Source organism: Mesorhizobium sp. CA16, assembly GCF_020165175.1.
GTDB lineage: Bacteria > Pseudomonadota > Alphaproteobacteria > Rhizobiales > Rhizobiaceae > Mesorhizobium.
Window position 1 is genome coordinate 139,658 of sequence record NZ_JAIUHP010000002.1, and the last position, 21,323, is coordinate 160,980.

Consider the following 21,323-nt stretch of genomic DNA (forward strand, 5'->3'; position numbering starts at 1 on the left):
TTGAAGTCTTTCTGCGCGAGCCGAGTCACAGCCCAGTCGCGGTGACGGTCGAGTGTTTCAGTGAACGACAGACGCCAGCGTTAATGATCGATCCCGACCTTTACGGGGAAAACGCACATCTCATTAACTTGACCAAGCGGCCGGAGCATTCCTGCAGTTCTTACCAGATCAGCGCCGCCTCATTGCCAGGCGTTGACTACGGACGAACATCTGCTGTTGCTTCGGCATCCACGATCGGCGTGGCGGTCCACACTGCCGACCTTGTGGGAGAAAATGACAGCTCGTCCACTCCGTCTGTTTTTACCTTCAATAGCGTCTATGGCAATTGGGCCGAGGCGAAGTCTTTCACGCCGCCCAACCGAGAACCGAATAAGGCGTATGCGACGCTGAATGAACAGAGCCAGCGCGTCATTGCCGGTGTTGTTGCCTTGCCCGAGACACTACAGGCGGAGCCGGCAACCAATCAGCAGTCGTCAATCGCAAAGCCTCTAGACCAGGTGTCGCCGGATGACGGCTACTTGAAGATCGGCGGCGTCGAGCCCGACAGCAAGGGTGCATATAGCGTCGACCTCCCGCTGCTCTTGCGACCGTCGCGCGGTCCCGGCCCGAGTTTCTCAGTGCGCTATACTTCCGGCGGCGCCACCGGCGTCCTCGGGCGCGGTTGGGATTTAAGCTTCAGTTCGGTTGAGGTTCGCGGTCCATCGCCGATCTACCACCCAGACTACGAGACCGAGGATTACCTTCTCGATGGAACCGAGCTGATCGCCCTTGACGGCGATGGTCGCGACATTCCCCCCTTGTACAAGGGGGGGCCGATTATCCCTCGCGTCGCCGGTGAGCGTGTTTTTCGTTTGAGGAACAATTCGAGTGGCTTGATTGTCAGACGCCGCGGCAATGATCCCAACAACTATTTTTGGGAAGTCTGGAACCCAAACACCCAAGTGACGCGTCTCTATGGCGCGAAGCTGCAACATGACGGTTCGTTGGCGATCGATGAAACCAGCAACGCTCAGTTGCGGGGGGTCGTTCGCTTCAGCGGCGGTCACGGCAATACCGTCATTGGCCAATGGGGACTAACCCAAGAATATGACAACCAGCCCGCCAGGAGCGGCTCAACCTATTCGTATGAGCACACAGACAAGGGAGCGCGGTGCCAAAGCGCCTCGTGGGGAGGAGAATGCTGGGCAAGCTTGCGACTGAAGGCAATCGACTACAATCAGGCGTTTGGCGGAACCTTGGACGGCGGGGGAAAATGGGTTCCAATTTCGGGGTGGGAGCGCGGCGCGACAACAGTTCTTTTTGACTGGGAAGAGCGTGAGTTGGCGCGCTTTATTTCCGATGGCCGACTCGGGTTCCTTCAGGCACAGGAATTCTGGCTTCGACAGATCAATGTCGTCTACGCGCCGGCATCCGATAATTCATGGCTGAGCGCAGCGAACCAGACAGTTGCGGTGATGGCCAAAGAGCTGCGGCCGGCGGATCGTGCGGCAGGAGCCAAGGCCGAAAATGGAGTTCTAAAATCGATCGAGGGCAAGGTTGTGTTTTCCTCACACGCGTTTGTTCTCGGTGATGAAGATGCCCCGTGCATGAACTACGAGCGAGTGCTCAAGGCCTATCGCGTCTGGGCCAATCCACTTGTGGATGGACCACTCGCGCACGCCAATGCAAAAGCTCCGCGCGATGAAGTCCAGACGTTTTCGTTCGACTACAAGGGCGAGACCAAAGTGGGTGGAGCCTGCACGGCACAATGGGCTGACGAACCGCAGAACGTCGAAGCGTCGATGGCTGGAGAAATCGGCCTCAACGCACCTGAAGGCAAGCTTGATTTTCCCACGGCGCTGATCACAGATCTCGGCCTCGATCTGTTGCAACAGCGCTCGTTGCTGGGAACAGGCCGCACCAAGGAAACGGGTGGCTCCCTCTATGTCGGCGTTGGTCCAAACGACGGTCGGCTGACGTCAAAACCCATCACCGGCGGCATCAAAGGTGGCACGACTTTCACGAAGTCGGAATCAAACTCTACTTTGGTGGATGTAACCGGTGACGGCATCGATGATATCCTTTACCGGGGCGTTAATGGTCTTCGATACTGTGCGGGTCAACGCGATCCAGCCGATAAGTTCCGGATGAGCTACAAGCGATGCGGGCGTGTTGTCGGCCCTGCCGACTCGCCGATCGAAGAATTCTCGTCCTCGGACACGTCGACGCTCAGCGTTTCGGCGGAGGGCTTTTTCCCAGCAAACTCCTTCGCCGCAGTTGGCTTCAACCAGTCCGAGAACAGCACCGATATCTATTTCACGGAACAGGATGGTGACGGCCTCGTCGATTTGGTCACTCATGGCCGAGTTCTCTACGGGCAGGGGGAGGAGCGGCCTGCAACCGGCGAACCGGTCGTGCGGTTCCTTCCGAGCAGGGCTTTGACTCCACCGGTCCCGGGCCAGATTGCCAAGTCGATCATTCAAGCGCGCGTGCCGACACAGTTGCGCGAGACAATCCGCCTCGTAGAAACGCGCCTGGCGCAAATCAGCCGGAAACTTGAGCAACTGAGCTATAGCCAGACAACCCTGTCCTGGGAGAGCCCATTGGACGGGATTGTCTCAATCGGTGGAAAGCTTGAGTTCGATAGTGTGGAATCGAGCAGCGATGTATGGCCGGACGATATTCTGCAAGCTGAAGGTGCTCTCCCGCGATCTAAACTCGCTTTCACGCCATCCGAATTTGCAGCTCTTCCTGCAAAGGTCAAACCGTTCGCCGACAATGTAGCGGCTAAGGCCAAATGCCTCACATGGACTGACGAGCCGGCGTGCCACCAACAGGTGTCGGATCCGTTCACTCCGGGCTACGATGCGCCGGTGCCTGCAGGCTTCGACTTTATCCACACGCCGCCTTCGTTCCTGCAGGTTTCAATTTTCAGGAAGGCAGCAGGGGGCGTAGCATCGCCGTGCACGCCAAATGAGCCGATACCGGAGCGTCCGGACTCACTCGATCTCGCTACAATTAACTTTGTTGCGGACTGCCAACCGGCGACTGAACAGCTCGGGTTCGTGGGTGACGGCAGGCGAGCGAAGCTGATCAGAGTGGCGGCGGGCGACGTCATCCATGTCACTTTCAGCGTTCATCCTCATTTCGGCAAGCGCATCCGCCCTGAGCTGAAACTCACCTATGAGGACGTCGATGGCGATCCGGTCTTTCGCTTCCTGAAGTACGGCGCGCTGACCAATGGCGGAACCCGTGAAGGCATCGAAAAGGCGATCCGCTGTTCCTGGAAGGACCCAGCCCCCGTCAAAGCGAACGATGCCTGCCGCTTGGCTGGCCTCACTCGCTACACGTTTGATCTTTCGGCGGGAGCGCTGACCTCGTCACCCGGCTCACAGGCTGTTTTGCCGAAGGGCATTGAGCGAGCAATGCGCGGTGCTTTTACCTTCCCCGATTTGCGCCAGAACTACGATGTCTTTGTCGATCTTGTGGGTGCCGAAACCACCGACAACGACGCTAGCAGGACAGTGGTCCCTGACGGGCCACCACTGAAGCGGATCGATGCGTCGACTTCCTGCACCAATGGCGAATGCCAAGTCGACATCAGCACGTTTTGCACTTGGACGAAGCCGAGCACCCCATGCATCGATATCCTGAACGAAAACACGTCGTACGTCCTCGCGTTGCGGCTCACGATTCTGCACAAAGGAACCCAAATCGCTGCCCGTGACCTGAACACGGATCTGGCGTCTTTGCGGTGGTCGGAGGCGCCTGCGATCGTTTCGAAATTCACCGAGACGACGAGCTCCGACAAACCAAATCTGACGGCCAAAGGGCAAGATAAGACGATTGTCTACCTGCCGGTCACAATGGGCGATCCGGACCTCGAGTTCGCTCGCATTAAAGACGGCAGATTTGATAATCCCGACAACGGTCTCGAGGAGGACAAAGGCCCACCGTTCAAACGGATTAACTTCGCCCAGATCCAGGACATGGAAGACCAGAACGTCGAATTGGCAAGAAAGCGCCAAACGGTCGATCTGTGCCGTTTTGCAAGGGAGATTGCTACTTTCCTCGAAGGTCGCATCGACCCGCATGCATCGCCGTTTGCCACAGATTTCTCCGGATACTGGACGAGCCAGTTGGACGACCCGGATGGCCGTTACGGCAAACGCTGTATCGAAGCTGAGAAGCGGGTGAAGTACACGCTGTTCACCGGCGCCACGCCGGACAAGTCCATCAACGACGCGTTGAGATTGCCTCAAATCCTGGGAAAACTCGAACCTGGGCAGCAAATCGCGAGCGCGCAACTCCTGATCGGCAAGGTCTTCGACCAACTCGACGCCGGCGAAGAACTGCTGACCGACAATGCTCGGATGACGCGTCGAGGCTATCGCCTGCCAGCCAAGATCAACCCGCTTTCCTGCAAGATTATTTCGTCTGCTGGTGAACCTATTAAAGAGCCATTGACCTCCTCAAGCCTCGATGACCTCTGCGCCTACCGCGTGCTCGCCAATTTTGCGATGCTCGATTTCAAGGACGGCGGTGCACCGAACGCCGAAACCTGGTTCTCCGAATTTTCAAAAAAGACTGAAGCAGCATTTGAACTGACAATGACCGCGACGGTCGATGGCGTGCCGGTGCCGTTTCGGGAACTGACCGGCGAAGCGGCAGGCAACGACGATTGCCAACCGACAACGCCAAACGCCAACACCTGCACGGGTGTCTATGGCGTAAGGGCCGGCGATTCTCCCGGCTATGCCTATCCCGATCCGGGCGATGATGTCTTTCAGCGTGTAACCGTCAACAAAAGAGCTGGGCGGGCGGCAGGCTTTTCAAGCAGCATCATGCAGGCGAAGAGCCCTGGGTTGGCTGAATGCAAGCGTATGCCAGACTATGCGACCTCTTCTGAGATGGAGCGCAAGCAGGATTGCGAGCGGAGCGGTCCAAATGCGATCGAACCCGATCTAAAATATGTCAGCTCCACCCCCGATTTCGCCGTCACCTATCAGATCACCGAGGCCAATAAATTCTTAGGTCGCAACAGGATTTTCGAGTTCCAGGGCCACCCCCTCGGCGTCGCCCAATTTCACATTAAGCTCACGCCAAAACTCCACTTAGACGTCCAGACTAAAACGGGCGAGACCATCCGTGGACGGTTCTCGCTTTTTGAGAACCAGGTTGGACGGCAAATGATCCGTCGTTCGGCGGCGGATATATTGGCTGATGACAGGACACTGGCTTGTCCTCCATATCCATCGGCAACAGCGCCGTTCGCCGATCCGAAGAAGACAGTGCACCTGCCGGCAACCTGCCGCCCATGGACGAAACTTGGGTGGACGGAGCTTCTGCTCGGCGCGCAATACCGGACCTACAGCGACGCCACACGCACAGGATTGGCTTACCAGTTCTCGATCAAACGTCGTCGTGAAATCCTGCGTCTCTTCCCGGAGATAGAGGTTGCTGCCGAACAGTATTCGATCAGCGACCAAATTGACGCGGTTCCCACCATTGACGGCCTTAAGACGGGTGAACTCGCGATAGCCGGAACCGTCAGAGACGGCGCCAGGGTTATCCTTACAGCAACGGAGCCGGTGGTTGGCGAGACCGCGCGCACAATTCTCAAGGGAATGCTGGCCTTTCGGCCATTGGCCAACCTGATCGATATCACTGGCGTGGAACTTTGGGCGGCCGAGTTGGTCGCTGCAAATGGCGTCGCGATCTGGGGAAAGACGCATCATGTGGCCAAAGCCTTCCTGGCGCCTTCGCCAAAGGTTCAGGCGATTACCGCTCCCACCGCCTTCCTGGTTTTCGATCGATTCCAGCCGCACGTTCCCAAGGTTGGCGGATCCTGGGCGTTTTTTGCAAGACAATTTGACGGCAAGGCGTTGTCGTTGCCGCGCGACTTCCACAAAGCTCGGTTCGCGTCGAACATTTACGAGGGCGCTAGGCAAGGAAAGGAGAATGCTTACGCCTCTGCTAGCGCTTCTTGCGGAACCGCCGACGAGCCAAATTTTGAAGGATGTGGAGACCATCTCGGGGAAGAGGGGCAAGAGGTTCTTCGCTTTGCGGATGTCACCCAGATACCGCTCGTACACCGGTTCGCCGGTCCTGCGACCGACGATCCAGCGATCTCAACCAGTCAGGCATCAGTCTGCGCATCCGAGCTGCCAAACAAGGAAGCCAATTGTTGGCAGGGTTTCGACGATACGGTCTTGCTGGAATCAGGAATATCCAGAGGCGCCAAGCAAGAGCCTCTGTTTTCGATGTCTGCCTTGATTGGATTCGAACGGCCGCCAATTGCCGAGTTTCTCTCGGAATTTGGAACCCTGAAGGATGTTGCCTGCCTCGATCGTGACTGGACAGGCACATGCAAAAAAGATGGAGACGAAAGCGCTCGGGCCAGTCCAACTGAGAAAAATCTGCCGCCGGCACGCCCGGACGCCGCGCCAGCCGATGCGCTCGTCGAGGTTTTTGCGCCGATTCAGCGCAGCGAGTCCGAGACGGTCTCGTTCAACGGTGGCGCAGCGTTCGTCAACGCGTCAAAGAGCCGGACGAACAGAAGGACGCTGACCACTTATCAGGATGTGAATGGTGATGGCTACCCTGAACTGATCTCGAACGGCGTCGCCGAGCTTACCTCGCCGGTTGGCCTGTCGCGACGCGACTGGTGGAAGTATTTCCGTATCCGCCCTGGCACAGATGGTTTGGCCAAGGAGCGTTTCGCGGACGGCATGGGGACTGGCGCCGCGTCACGCAGCGAAGGCACCGGCATTGGTCTAAGCCCTTCGACGGCGGCCCTCTTTGACAGCCGTGGCACCAATCGCAACGAAAACAGTGGCTCGCCCGACCCGAATGTGGAGCCGAGCTTTGAGTTCAATGCGGAAAGCGGAAACGATCTCACATTCACCGAGTTGCGGGATTTCAATGGAGACGGTCTGGCGGACTCGGTCACAGGCAGCACCGTCGATAATCCGCTGACGCTGGCTTATAACGCGGGCAACAGCCTCGTACCGAGAAGCCAAGGTGCGTTCACCGCGGGCGGCGTACCGGCACAAGGTGTCTTCTATAATACCAGCCACTCGGCAGGCTTCGGCGTCCGGCTGGGCTACTCGACCGAGTCCGGCAGCTTCGCGGCTGGAATGGGCTTGTCGCATCGCGACTCCGGCTCGCAGGGCGCACTTCTCGATTTCACCGGGGACGGACGGCCGGATATCGTGGTGCCGGTAAAGGGCGGTCTCATCGTCCATCCCAATCTCGGAAACGGGTTCGGCAAAGGGCGGCTGCATTTGATTCCCAACTGGACTGACAGCGCCACAAGCTACTCCGAAACAACCTTGGTCGATGGCGGGGCGCAGTTTACCTACGGGTTCGCCGTCTGGTTGGTGAAGGTTGTCTTCAATCCTGGCATCAAACACTCACGCAACCAGACGCGGGAATTGCTGCAGATACGCGACATCAATGGCGACGGCATGCCCGACATCGCAAGCGTGAGCGGCGCCTTTGGCATCGAGGATGGCGGCCTGATACCAAAGCTTCCCCTCGAGACGGAATTGAAGGCCAACGTTCGCTACAACCCGGATGCCGGCTATCATTTTCTATCCGGCATCAAGACGCCGACGGGAGCGGAGTTTGTCCTGCGTCAAGATCTTTTCGGCAATGAAGGGCCGTACCAGGGAAGGCCCGTCTGGGCCTTGACGGAGGTTGCGCGCTATGACGGATTCAAGTCGGATTCCGTGCCTGGGCTGGCAACTGACGGGCAGGATGTCCTACTGACGCGCTACGCCTACGAAAATGGCTATTTCAATAGAGCGGAGCATCAGTTTTATGGCTTCGACAAGCGAACCAGCACCTCTTATGGATGCGATGAGGACAGCCCCGACGCTTCAAAGCAAAACAGATGCCTCGTATCCATAAAAACGGCGGCCAAGCTCGACGACGACGTCCTCGCTCGGGCAGGTTTCAAACCCTTGAGAGAGATCGTCGAGCGGTTTTCAAATCGTGATCTGCTCACTCAAGGTACCTTGCTGTCGCAGACAGTCCGGGGCGCGATATCGAGCCCCGATGCGACTGCGGGTACAGGCGGCTTCTCGCCTGTATCCAGGACAGTCTTCGGATACTCGATCGATAGTCTCCAATGCATCAACAACGGTGCTACAGATTGCACCGGGTCGGCCGACCAATCGTCCGGCCGTTGGACGGCGTCCTACTTCAGCGATCAGCTTTCGGCACTTTCGCATGCTTGGGACGGCTCGATCGACTATGCCGACAATGGGCGTGTGTTTGGCGGTGATCAGGCTCTGTGTCCTGATATTGGCACATGTGCCGATAGATTGCAAAACCGGGTCACCTCTCAAGGGTTCGACCGGGAGCAGAAAACGTTCTGGGCTCAACAATCCGGCTCGGTGAGGCAAAGATTTGTCCGGCTTGAGATAGTCGCCCCGACGGCAAATGAGGCAGACACGTGCGATTTCGATGCCGATGCGTCCTGTGTGGGAAAGTCAGGCCTGAAGTCGGCCATAGCCTTCGATCATGACAATTGGGGGCAGGTCCTCAGGCTGAACAACATTGCTGAAGCCGGCCCGGATTGGAAACCGGTGGAGGCATCCTCCAATCACGTCGATGTTGCCTTCGCACGGCTGCTGAGTTCGGCGGTCGAGGCGGAAACCGAATTGCACAAAAGACGCTACCCGCTGTTGGGTCTGGCGACTTCGGTTCAAGTCTTCGATCAGGGATGGCGCAAGGGAGATGAACAGCCGATCCGCATGCGCGAGGCGGTCTATCCGACCGGTGAGGAGGACAAGCAAGCAGATCGAAAGTTTGCGGGGCGCGGTTTGCCGACCGAGATTTGCCTTTATCCAGGAGCCAAGAGCGGATTTGATTTTGCCCCGGGCATCTGCCGCAAATTCAGCGCGAATTTGGAGAAAGCGCTCGACAACGGCCAACATACGATGCAGTCGGCGCTCAAGTATGCCTACGAGGTCGATGAGGCTCACCTGCCTGTTGGTGGAGCTACGACATCGGATGCGGTGATCCGGTACCAGCTCGTCGACTACGACGACTATGGAAATCTAACCCATTCGGTTTCGCCGCTGTCGAGAAGCATGGACTGGGTCGAGCGGGTGTTTCGCTATACGGAAGATCCGTTCAAAACGACTGCGACCGAGACTGAATTGACCCGTTGCGTGAAGCGGGAACCAGGTGCTGGAGACAACTCGCCACACCTTCCGGACCTGGACAAGCAGCGCTGCTCATTCGGGCTCGAAGTGCTTCCCGAGCTCGTCAGGAATGTCGGCGTAACCCACTATTCCCATTCGCGGGTCGATACGCACTCTGGCATGGTCGCCGAAGTAACCGACATCAACGGAAACGGCCTGCTCTATGATTTCGATCGCTGGAGCCGCTTGCGCCTGATCGCGCGGAGGTGGGGCAACGCTCCCCGGGAGAACAAGACGTTCGCGCAGGAGCTCAAGCGTGCCGTGGCGAAGACCGATGCGGCCGAGATAGAGGCCGATAGGAAGCCTGGGACGGACGGCAATCCGGATCCGACCCTCAGTGCGACCGAGACGATGGGAGATGTCACTGACTGGCGCATCCTTGCGCTGGCCGACTATTCCTGCATGGCGCCTCAAGAGGGCAAAGTCGTGGATAACTGCCGCTCGATACCGACACCGGATGGAGTGCTGCGGAGCAATCTGCGTCGCTTCGAGAGTGCCGACACCTACTCGGGTCTGCTTCATTCGGGCAACACGACGCGCGAAAGTGCAGTCTTCGCGGACGGCTACGGCCGTCCGATCCAGACGCTCAGCGAGGCCGACGTTTGCCTCGCAGCAAGCAGCAGTCTCTTTGACCCGGACAGGCCGAAGAATGTGGCAGCCACGGCGCCGCTCGCCGCTCGCTGCTCGCGACCTGGAAACGGCAAAGCCAGCGGGATTGCCGGTATAATCGTTAGGCCATCCACGGCCATCGATGCGCTGGGTCGCGATCTGATGTCGTTCGAGCCATATGCGCCTACCGATGAGCCTGCGCCTCGGGTTGCCAGTGCGATCCGGCTTGACCGAATGCTCGTTGCGCCGGTCGAACCAGCACCTTTGACAAAATCCGCATTCGACGGCGCCGGTCGCCCACTGACGATTGCATCGCGCCTTGCTAGCCGGGTTGCCGGCGCGGTGACGGGTACGACGCAATTTCGCTACCGCATCCAAATGCAGGCTGGTCAGGCGGCCCGCTTTGAGACGCTGACCTTTTCACCACGCTGCTCGGCTGGCGCGACCTGGATGGATTCTCGCGGCATGACGACGAATGTGTTCGAAGGGCAGGCAGAGCGGTATCGCATTGGAGATCCGGACGCCGATGCGGGGATACCGCCCAGCGGCGCAGATAGGTATGACAGGCGTCTCGCCCGCACGGCAGAACCGTGCGCGCCCATTGCCGACCTTGCTGCCGGCTGGACAAAGTCAGCAGTGCACACAGAGTATGCCTACGATAGCCTTCAGCAGCTCAAGCGTGTCGATTACCCATTCAAGGACGAGACCAAAGAGCCGGCCGAGGAAGCTGCTAACACATCGATTACAGTCAATTACGACCTGCTCGGGCGCACGGTACAGATGCAGGAGCGGAATTCCGGCTGCACGCGGTACGCATATGACGCCCTCAATTTGTTGACTTCCGAGGCCGGTTACCGATTTGAGCCAGGCAAATCACCGATTTGCGGCGACACATTCCAAGCACGCAATGAAAAGAGCTATACCTATTCAGGCGATCGCCTGAAGTCGATTGCCTATCACTCATTAGACGAACAGGGCGGGGTTCCCGACAGCGCTGACACGGCCACGTTCTATTATGATCGATACCCTTTTGCATCGCTTTCCGGCACGCCGGTCGAAGCTGACAAGTATGTGCTCAACGACCAGGCGAACCAGCATCTCATCGATGTCACGGGTCGCTTCTGCGACAACTGCATAGGTCAGGCGACGCTGGTCAGCGACCGCAGTGGCGCGCGCACTTACTCCTACAACGAACTCGGGCTCGTCCGCCGCGAGTTGCGCTCGATCGTTGGCTCCCTTGACCGCGTCGTCAAGAGCGCAGGCGAAGCCGAAACAAGCGTGCCGGAACTTGCGGCCTATGAGGTGGAGAATTCCTACACGGCATTTGGCGATATCGCGCTCGAAGAATTTACCGAGAGCGCGCCGGCAAATCCCGCCGAAGCCTGCGTCAAAAACGGCGTCGACACGTGTCTTTCACGATTTTCCATCGGCCGACGCTACAGCCCCGACGGGGCCCTGGCCGAAATGCGTTTCAACGGCAAGACGATCGTCAGCAGCGCCCAGGACGCGCTGGGGCGCCCAGCCGTGCGTTGGACGGCAAATGGCTCGATGACGGGGTATCGCTACGATCCGACCGACCTGCGGCTCAATCAAATGACAACCCTGACCGGCGCCGATCAGCGGGTTCAAATGGTCGAATACCAGTATGATGGCGGCGGCAACATCCTCGACTACCGCAACCGCGCTGCGGCGGCAACTGACTACGACAGCGCTTTCGCTTTCATCTACGATCCGGTGAACCGTCTGCAGTTGTTCAAGGCGGCTGTTTCAGCATCTCTTGATGGCGCGATGCGCAAGATGTCCGCTGACGGTAGGTTTGGCTACGACGCACGCCATCGCTTCACCGACCGTAGCCTCAACATTACAGAAGCTGGCCAGACTTTCGGCAGGTCGTGGACCTATGAGTACGATGCCACGAAGGGCCCCTTCCATGCGCCGAAATCTGTGACTTTTTCACTGGGGACTTACCCGGTTGGCAGCAAGCCTGTGCTGCAGCCGAGAACGACCGAATTTCGCTACGACGAGATCGGCCGCATGATTGGGGCCTCAGCGCCTGGAGAAGCGGACGACAAGGCGAGCGCGAAGGTCATCAGCAACCGTACAATGAACTGGGACGGCCAGGGTCGCCTGATTCATGTACGGGGCTTGGAAGACAAGGCCGCGAACGACAACGCCAAGTGGCTGCGAGAGCACTATACCTATGATGCTGGCGGGAATCGCGTCTTGAAGATGCACCAGCCCGATGTGTTCGAGCCTGCAGCGCCAGCCAAGCAGGGTGCCGCCGAAAACGCGCAACCAGCCAAACCATCGAAGCCAGGCGCCGACGCCAAACCCCGCAAGATTGAAGCCGCGACGATCTACATGACGCCCTATTACGCACGCCCTTACAATGCGCGCGGAACAGTTCAGCTTTCTCCGGGAACCCTTCCATCCGTTAGCATGGCCGCTCCCGCCGACGAGAGCGAGGACCCTGTCGCCACCTATCTCTATGCCGATTTGCCGGTTGGCTCGATTACGGCAGCCGTTACCGCCTATGGCGAGCCAGACAATGCCGCCGCAACGATGATCGCACGTAGGGAGTATGATCCCTACGGATTGCCGCTGACATCGGAAGCTTTAGCAAAGTCGGTGCGAGGAGATTTGCCGCCGGTGGATATTTTTCACGGCAAAGAGCTTGATCGCGTTACCGGGTTTTCGTCGTTTGGGACTAGGTACTATAGCCGGGACGTCGGGTTGTGGTTGAGCCCCGATCCGGAGACTTATGTTGATCGAAAGCCTCAAATCGCCCACCCCCGAACGATGGCTGTTTATGCGGGCTTCGCACTAAATCCAACGATAAAAATAGACCCAGACGGGCAAGATGCCGCGTCCGCATCAAGGATGGAAAACGTTCGCGAACAAGTTAAATCTGTAAATGGCCTAACTAATAAACAAATATATATGACGTATAGTCCGACGAAGATTGCCTCTGAAGTGGATGTTGGTGACGATCGATTCCTTAACATGACGGTCGATACAAAGGACGGTCGAACTGATTTGGACTGGGCTTTGACATTGGCTTATTATTCAGAAAAGTCCTTTTTGCCTCCATCCGTACTTTATCCTGTTGGAAAAACCCTCTGGGCATTTAGGAACGCCGTGACCAAAGAGGAAAGCACGAAGTCATTCTGGGGCACGCTCAAAGGGCATTGGAATGCTGCGTATGGGAATGAAGAGTCGAACTCCATTCGAATGGCAGAAAAACTACTGAATAATGAGATAAAATTTGGCGAATACATTAAAACAGAGAATGAACCCCCTGTAGACATTGACGCCTTGTTGAAGAGTCTTGGGATAAAAAATTTGCAACAGCCAAATATGAGTTATCCAGGCAAGAATTTAGTCCCATAGGACCGGACGATGACAATCGCGAATATAGGTTTAGTCGAATGCAAATGACTTTGTCACATAATCTCATAGTACGATCATTATGCACTGCGCTTGCAGTTAGTTTGGGATCTGCATCAAGCGTAAGGGCACAATCCACCGATAACCCCGGCCAAGGAAAAGTGTCCTTCGAGCTTGCTGTTCCGCTTGAGCCCAAACCCAACTTCAATTACCTCACGCCTCCCTCCAAAATCAATGGCATCTACCCAGCGCGCAGAGAGCATGGCGCGCGGCAGGTGCTGTTCGAGCCGCTGTTCCATCTGAATCTGGAAACGGGCGAATTGGAGCCGTGGCTTGGTCTCTTCATGCAACCTGATGCTACGCAAAGGGTCTGGACACTGAAAGTCCGTGATGGCGTGACCTGGTCGGACCTGATGCCGAAGAAGCCGTTGGAGCCAGAGGCAAAGCGCTACCCGTTCACGGCCGATGATGTCGTCTTCACGTCGACCATGATCCTGGGCAACGTCAATCTGAGTGCCTACGAGGCGTCCCGTTTCCGCGCGGCGGTAGAGAAGGTCGAAAAGATTGACGAACTCACCGTCAGGTTCACTCTGCGCAATCCCAACCCGCGTTTTGCCATCGAGAATTTCGGCGACGCCGCCTTCGGATCATTGATGATCATGCCGAAGCACATCTGGGAGAATCAGGATGCTTCCAAGTTCGCCTTCGAGAAGCCGATCGGGACCGGACCCTACACGCTGGAGGAATACACCAAGGACAAGGTGACCTATGCGCTCGATCCCGGATGGTGGGGCGCGAAGGCCGGTTTCGATCTCCCGGGAGCGCAACCGGACAAAGGTGGCAAGCTGCCGAAGGTGAGGTTGCCTGAGCCCACAGAGCTGGTATGGCGTTATACGGAAGCGCCCGAAACCCTCGACCTCCTCCCGAAAAAGGACCTCGTAGCGCCGCCAGGAGACGATCCGGCCATCGAAGGCGCGGCAAATGCCGAGCAGCCTCTCCAGCCAACAGATTGGCTTGATGCCACACGTGAGCTCAGCCCTAAGGAGGCCAAGCTGGCCATCGAAGCTGGCGGCGAAGGCAAGGTTGTCACCTGGGACGATCCTGAAAAGCCTGGCTGGAACACCGCCTGCGCGCGCCAGCTCGAAATCAACACGCAGCCGACGGTCGTCACCAAATACACACTACCTGGAGAGGCGCCCCAAACACCGATCGAAAACCCCTGGAGCGACCCTCGGCTGAGAAAAGCCCTCGCTGCCCTGATCGACCGCACGGCGGTCGGCAAGGCCTATGGCTATACAGATGAGTTAGTCAACCCGCAGAAGACGTGGTTTGCAGCCACGCCGTCGACAACAATGTTTGCGGCCTATGGCAGCATGAAGCCCTTCATCCAGGCGGTCGAAGCCGCGAAGTTTGAGCTAGCTCCCACGGCGGATCCTTCAGCGGCGGAAGCACTGTTCAAGGATGCCGGCTATGCCAAGGAGGGCGGACGCTATGCAAAGGATGGCAAAGCTCTGGCCGCGACGATCGCGGTTATTGACGGTACCTCCGACGCGAAGGGCGCGGACGCCCTTGAGACCCAGCTCGAGGCAGCAGGCATAGATATCACGATCGACGAGCAGCCTAACGAGCGGTACTGGGGTTGGACAGTTCCCTACGGTCGCTACCAGATGGCCTATGGTTGGTTGTCCTGTGGCTCGCTGGCCGAGCCATACACGTCGATGAAGCGCTACGCCTATTCGCCGCAGGAGCAGAACAAGGACGACCCCACTTTCGACAACACGGGGCGCTGGACCGTGCCAGCAGCCTATAAGGACGCCCTGGCGGCCATGGCCAGCCTTTCACTCAGAGATAGCGCGGACGCATCGAAGCCGAATCCTCAACTCGTTGCCAAGATGCTGGAGGCATACAAAGTCCTCGACGAGGAAATGCCCTTCATTCCGTTGGTCCAGACCCCAAGGATCATTGCTTTCAACACCGCACATTGGACCGGGTGGCCAACAAGCGCCAAGCCGGGCAACCCGGCGCACGATTGGGGATCGATCCACAAGTTGCTGCAAAATCTCGAGAAGGTGCAGCCCTGAGAAGCGGTGGATCGGATACGAAACGGCTGCTTTCCATGGTGCGCTGTAAAACGTCCAGCGTCTACTGGCGTTCCAGGATGCGGAGTCCGACTAGCGGCTTGGCTAGTCCAGGATGGTCTTGGTGAAGAATCCGGAAGGTTGTCGGGAGTAGCGATCGACAGTGCTCGCGAATCTCAGCCTTATGCGGCCATCGAGTTGTTGTCGCGACTGCCTGCCTTGTAGGCAGTTGGGTCTAGGTCGTTGAGTGATTGTCGATGCAAACAATAATCTGGAACAACCAGAAGGATTAAGGGGAAGGTGCCTATGAGTGAGGGGGTGCTCGTCAAGTTTCCGCCGCCGGAAGCGCAGTTGAAGCGGGCGGTTCGCCAGGATCTGAAGCGTCTCGGATTCAAAAAGGGCAGGAATGGCCAACTGTTGTCCCCTGGTCAGGACAAGCAAGCGGTACGACTGCTGCACGCGGAGCAGCGCAGCGACAAACTCAAAGCGAACGCAGCCTTCCTTGCACGATTTGAAATGAAATTGTTGCCGCATTTCGCGGACGGCAACGAGATCGAGCCCGCAAATATCAGGTTGGTGCTTCGGCGGGTGCGCAGTGACACGAAGGATGCCGCCCTATTTCGCCTCGCCACTCTAACCTGGTCGGTTCCGGTGTCGGCCGGCTTTGGCCGGCGCCTGCGTTACCTTGTGTGGGACGAGGCCCACGACCGCTTGGCAGGGATCATCGCCCTGGGCGATCCCGTGTTCAATCTGTCGGTCCGGGACAAGGTGGTGGGGTGGAAGTCAAATGACCGTTCGTTGAGGCTGGTTCATCTGCTTGACGCTTATGTGCTGGGCGCGGTGCCCCCGTATTCATTCCTGCTCGGCGGCAAGGCCGTGGCCGCACTCGTGCGTACGAAGGAGATAGTGCAGGACTTCAAAGACACCTATGGCGAGTCCGTTGGTATTATTTCAGGGGCAGCCAAGCACGCTAGCCTTCTGATGGTGACCACAACCTCCTCGATGGGGCGGTCGTCGGTCTATAACCGTTTGGCATTAGACGGCACACGATACTTCCAGCCAGTGGGCTTTACGACCGGCTGGGGGCACTTCCACATCACCGATGCATTGTTTGAGAAATTGCGTGCTTATCTCCGCCAGCTCAATCACGACTATGCCGACCACCATGCGTACGGCAAGGGACCGAATTGGCGGCTGCGAACCATTAAGGCCGCGCTTACCAGGTTAGGGTTCAAGGATTCTTTGCTCAAACACGGCGTCCAGAGGCAGGTATTTCTCTGCAATCTAGCCGCGAACACCGTCGACATCCTTCGCGGCAGCGGGGCCGATCCTGACTATGGCGACCTGCTCAGTGTAGCCCAGGTATCCGCGCTAGCGGTAAGCCGCTGGATGGCTCCGCGCGGTATCCGTGAGCCGGCTTATCGCCATTGGAGCAGGGACGGTGTGTCACTTCTGGTGCGCGGCGCGGTCGGCGGAACCCTCGACGAGTTAAGGGAGAAGGCAGCGTAAGCTGCCATTCGGGGGCTGAAGGATGTATTTCGCCATCGACGTTGCGACTGGACAGCGGGTGGTTGCCTCGCTGGCGCAGCGGCATCGCCGTTATAAGTGCCCCGTGTGCGAGGCACGCGTTAGCCCACGGCAGGGTGCCTATCGCGATGCGCACTTTGCCCATGTCTCAGGTGCCGCGCGGCCCGAGTGTTATCTCTATCACGCGTCGGACGGATGGCAGGGACTAGGGGCCGAACCGGCCGTGCATCCGCGCCCAGAGCCGACTGCGCCGCTGGCTCACCTTGCTCTTATGCTGCATGTGCAACCTCCTGTCCGCAAAGCGCCAGCCCTTTGGAGCGTGGAGGTGCAGGTTCCACGCGCACCTACCGCGAGGGGCATGATGACTTTCGATGGCGGTGGCGCCGGGTTCCGGGTCGAGATCGCCGGTGCCCGACTGCACGCTGGACCGCAGACCTACGCGGTCAATCCGGATTCGCAGGCGTTCAGAGTAGCTTGGGTCAGTCAGGACGTCGAAAGGGCCTATGGCCTGGCCTTGCAGGAACGGATATCCGGCTTGGATCCCGCGCGAAGCACGGTCTTCTCGACCGGTAGGGGCAATCGCCAGACGGTGGCGACCGGACTGGACTGGGGCGCAACGTATTATTTCGTCCAGCGTGCCGATCTGGCCACGAGCGTGCCGGCGCAGCTCGCAGTCACTCGTTTGGCGGACCTGAAGCAATGGAGCTGCCTGCTGGTCACGCTCCCTCAGGTGGCCGACGAATCCCTGGCCGAGTGGATCAGGCAGGCTACCGGCATGGTGGTGCAGCCTCCGAAGCGCCGTTGGGGGGTAGTGTCACCAGCCATGCATTTCATGGACTCCTCGGCGCGTCTTGTCCTGGAGACTGGGAACCAACTCACCCTTGCGATCCATGCGGGGGACGGCAACGACGTTGCTATCCTACGCGCGCGCCGAGGTGATGACAGCGTGTCTGTGTCACTCGCACGGGGAAAGTGGCAATTCGTCCGGGTCAGTGGCTTTGCGGCGACCGACGCCCCTGTCCTAGAGGCCGACGGGAGGCCATTGCCAGAGGTACTGGTCCGGCCTGTCGTTCGTGTAGCGCAAATTGTAATTCTGAGCTTCGATTCACGCTCGGTTTCGGCGAGCTCGCCAGAGGCGCGATTACTGCTCGAGCAGGTGAGGGCAGGTTCGCTGGAACTCTCCGGCGTGAGGGTTCCCCGTGGCCTGATTCCGCACCTTCGTTCGCGACCGGCGGGAGCGATCGATTGGGAACAGCACGTCGTCGTTACCGCGACAGAACAGCATCCGTTGACTGAATCTGTAACGTCTGAAGCCCTCGCTGACCTACAAAACGCGCTGCGTGACACCGCACGGGATGTCGAACTGGATTTCGGGCCGTTCGGTCGATCGTGGTTCGATGGGCGGGTCGCCCCGGCCATGCCGATCCAACACATGTCACCTGGCACGCGTGCCCACGCACGCTGGGTTCTCATGGCCGCCGGACGAGCGGGCGCGGTTTCCAGGTCGCCATCAGACGAGGAGCTATCGACGGCATTGCGCGCACTAATCGCTCCGCGTTGGCTTGCAGCCCACCACCGTCTGGCCTTGAGCCGAATGACACGCCGGAATGGGGAGGCATCATGACTCAGTCGTCCCCCACGCCCCAGGCGGCGGAACGGCTACGCGCGCTCGGCGATCGAGAGCTGTTAGCCTTCCTCAACGAAGTTACCAACAAGACCAATCGTGAACTGTTGCGCGTCCTGCCTAGCGTTGACGGCTTTCGCAAGGATAGTGCCGCCAGCCTTCCGAAGCGCAAGCAGGCTTTGCTCCATCATCTTCTTAAAAAGGGCGGCGCTTCCAAAGCCAGCAAGGCGAGCGCCGAAACCGCCTACTATTATTTTTGGCGGGCCTGGGCCGAACAATACCTGAAGGAGGTCGAGGGTCTCACCCCCCTGCTCGACACAATCGAGGATGCGGCCAAAGAGCATTCACAAGCAGCCGCCGAACAGCCGCAGGCGGAGATTGAGGCACTGTTCCGCACCTTACAGGAACAGTCTTTTCTAAACAATTGCGCCGCCGAGACGATTGCACGGCTCCTCCAATTCAGCCCCTTTGAGATCACGGATACTCTTGAGCGGCTGGTGAGCGGCGCCAAGCCCTTGGTCGCGGTCGAGAAAGACCGTGCCTTGTCGACCCTGCCAGATCGTCTGCAGAGCTGTGAGGATCTATTGAAAGGCCTGCAGGGCGATATTGGGAGACTGGCAGAGACGATTGACGGCCTCATAGCTCGCCCAGTTCCGGTGGTGACAGAGAGCGTTTCTCCGCGTGTGATGGAAGAGGCGCGTGCCGAGCTAGCGCATCTGCGAAAGGAATTGGACTCCTGTCGCGAGGCCATTGCACGCGCCAGTGGAGCGAGCGATGGGCGCCTGAAGGCCATCGAACGCAGCGTCGCTGATCTCGAGGCCTTGTGGGGTGACACCGAAGATCAGGCCGGCAAGCAGACCGCGGAACTCAAACAACAATTTGCCGCGCTCACCGAACGTGTCCAGCAATTGGACGAGAACCTTAGCCCGCCACCAGTGTACACCCACGGACCTCCCGCCGCGACCACACAATCGCTCCGCGTTGTGCCGCTGGATCAACGGCCCGATTCAGCCAAGAATCTTGTGACGGGGGTAGAGGCTGTTGGTCTACTGACGTCGAACTTCGCTGCGCTCGGACTGAAATCTCCGGGCGCCGCAGTTTTTGCGGAAGAAGTCCTGGTTGCGGCGGTCACCGGCAGAGTGCTGTTTCTCAAGGGAGCATTCTCGACCGAACTCGCCCGTGTGATCGCAATGGCGCTCGCCGGGAGCCGTGCGGTGCGGGCGCGGGTGCCGGTCGGGTTCGTTGACGCAGCGACGCTCGATACCGATGTGGCGGGGGCACTTGGGAAACAGGAAGGCACGATCGGAGCCCTTGTGCTGGAGCGGGTCAACAACGTGCCCTTCGAACTGCTGGCCGACGCGATTGCAGACCTCGTCCAGAGCGCCAGCGTCGTTGTGGTGGCAACCATGGCCGACGGAGTATCGACGTTTCCAGAACAGCCACTCAATCTCCAACTCGGGCCGGTTTTCGATACTGATGTTCTGGATTTCAGCATTTTTCCGAAAGCCAACGCGACCGTCTCGTCAGGGATGCTGGGATCGCTCGATCCCAAGGCGTTGTCGATGCAACTCTCGAAGGGCAAAGCCCAAACGGAAGAGTTGCTGAGGCTATTGAGGCGGGATCTTACGCCGCGTAACCCGCGCATCGAACGGACCGCAGCAGCCTTCATGTCCACGCTGGAAGGTTTCCGCACCGCAAATGCGCCTACATCCCTCCAATCGACCGCGTATGCCTGGTTATGGCCCCTTTGGCGGATGGCCGACTTGAAGCCCGAGGACATCGAGGAGGAACTGGACGGCGGCCGAGTTGACAGCGAGGATTATGCCGACACCCGACTGAAACTGCTGCTGGATCTAGTAAGCATCAGGAAGGATTAGCGCCGAGATGCCCCTGTCGCTACGTGTCCTTCCTCATTCCGAGGTGCTGGCCGACGTGATGGCCGGCCTGTCGATCCACGGATCCTCTGAAGCGGTTCGGCGCGCAGTGGTTACCGCCCATCTTCACGCCGTTTGCGAGGCGGACGGCGCACGCAGCGGGCATGGCGTATTCACGGGGCGCCTCACCGACATGATCGAGACGAATCTCGCCGGTTTGCTCGGCACTGCTGAGACGCGACCATTGGTGAAGGAGGTACTGGACGCGCTTGCGGAAACCGGCGACCTGTGGCGCTCGCCTGGAGGCTACTGGCAGTCAACGCCTCCACGTGCCGTTGCCCTATCGGGCGGCCCGTCCTTCCTGCTTGGCGCACTTCCGCCCGGCGGCTTTGTTGCGGCAGGGGTCATGCGCTATGCGATGACTGGCAACTCCCACATGGCCGTGCAGAGCTTCGACGATTGGCTGGGCCACATCGAGCCAATCGGTGTCTGGATGGCCAAGGCGCTGAAGATCTACCGCTCACGGCTTCAGCAGTCCGCCGTGCCAGCCGACCATCTCGAAATATACGCTCCGGACCAAGCCGTGCAGCAGTTCCGGTCCCGCTGGATAGGTGCCCGGGAGGCTGACCTTGCTGATGTTCCCTTGCGGCTATGCCGGGCACAGGCAAAGCCCACGACGCTTTACAATCGTCCGTATTATCTCGGGGAGTTCGAGCGCACGCCGGATGGACTACTGCTGCGGCGTGCAGCGGTGGTCGAACATGGCCACGCTAGAAGGTTCCGCTTTGCTTACGATGAGGCCCTAGGAGTCAAACGCAGACTGGATGTTAAGCGGGACGACGATTTGGTGCAGGTTACACTCGCCAACGACCTGCCCGTCGAAGAGGGACGCGTTCTTGCGCTTGGCTGGCGGCGTGAAGATGCAACCTCTCCGTCCGTCCGTCGCATGGCCTTCCCGGTCCTCGCCTTGCCGTTCGTGGCTCATGCGCTCGGCCGGCTTGGGGTACAATTGAAAGGGGGAGTGTCATGA

Annotated in this window: 6 protein-coding genes; all 6 read left to right on the top strand. The window is 58.8% G+C overall.

Going from position 1 to position 21,323, the window contains the following annotated elements; translation table 11 throughout:
- Positions 1–83: 83 nt before the first annotated feature.
- Positions 84–13,193 carry a SpvB/TcaC N-terminal domain-containing protein gene (locus LB525_RS04565; RefSeq protein WP_224543685.1) on the top strand — a complete coding sequence of 4,370 codons (13,110 nt, stop codon included), beginning with the start codon at positions 84–86 and terminating at the stop codon, positions 13,191–13,193.
- Positions 13,194–13,351: 158 nt separating this feature from the next.
- Entirely contained in the window at positions 13,352–15,271 is a 1,920-nt protein-coding gene (locus LB525_RS04570) for an ABC transporter substrate-binding protein (RefSeq protein ID WP_224543687.1), read from the top strand.
- 303 nt (positions 15,272–15,574) lie between these two features.
- Positions 15,575–16,777 carry a Druantia anti-phage system protein DruA gene (locus LB525_RS04575; protein WP_224543688.1) on the top strand — a complete coding sequence of 401 codons (1,203 nt, stop codon included), beginning with the start codon at positions 15,575–15,577 and terminating at the stop codon, positions 16,775–16,777.
- Between the two features lie 376 nt (positions 16,778–17,153).
- Positions 17,154–18,419: a hypothetical protein gene (locus tag LB525_RS04580; RefSeq protein WP_224543690.1), complete on the top strand. Its 1,266-nt coding sequence runs from the start codon at positions 17,154–17,156 to the stop codon at positions 18,417–18,419.
- Positions 18,416–20,296 carry a hypothetical protein gene (locus LB525_RS04585; protein WP_224543691.1) on the top strand — a complete coding sequence of 627 codons (1,881 nt, stop codon included), beginning with the start codon at positions 18,416–18,418 and terminating at the stop codon, positions 20,294–20,296. Before LB525_RS04580 ends, LB525_RS04585 begins: the two co-directional genes overlap by 4 nt.
- Positions 20,297–20,303: 7 nt before the next feature.
- The gene (locus LB525_RS04590) at positions 20,304–21,323 is read left to right on the top strand and encodes a hypothetical protein (protein WP_224543692.1); all 1,020 of its coding nucleotides are present in this window, start codon (positions 20,304–20,306) and stop codon (positions 21,321–21,323) included.

Bases quoted from the DNA above. Each gene is read 5' to 3' on its own strand.
- LB525_RS04590 (WP_224543692.1), top strand. From the start codon at position 20,304: ATGCCCCTGTCGCTACGTGTCCTTCCTCATTCCGAGGTGCTGGCCGAC.
- LB525_RS04565 (WP_224543685.1), top strand. From the start codon at position 84: ATGATCGATCCCGACCTTTACGGGGAAAACGCACATCTCATTAACTTG.
- LB525_RS04585 (WP_224543691.1), top strand. From the start codon at position 18,416: ATGACTCAGTCGTCCCCCACGCCCCAGGCGGCGGAACGGCTACGCGCG.
- LB525_RS04575 (WP_224543688.1), top strand. From the start codon at position 15,575: ATGAGTGAGGGGGTGCTCGTCAAGTTTCCGCCGCCGGAAGCGCAGTTG.
- LB525_RS04580 (WP_224543690.1), top strand. From the start codon at position 17,154: ATGATGACTTTCGATGGCGGTGGCGCCGGGTTCCGGGTCGAGATCGCC.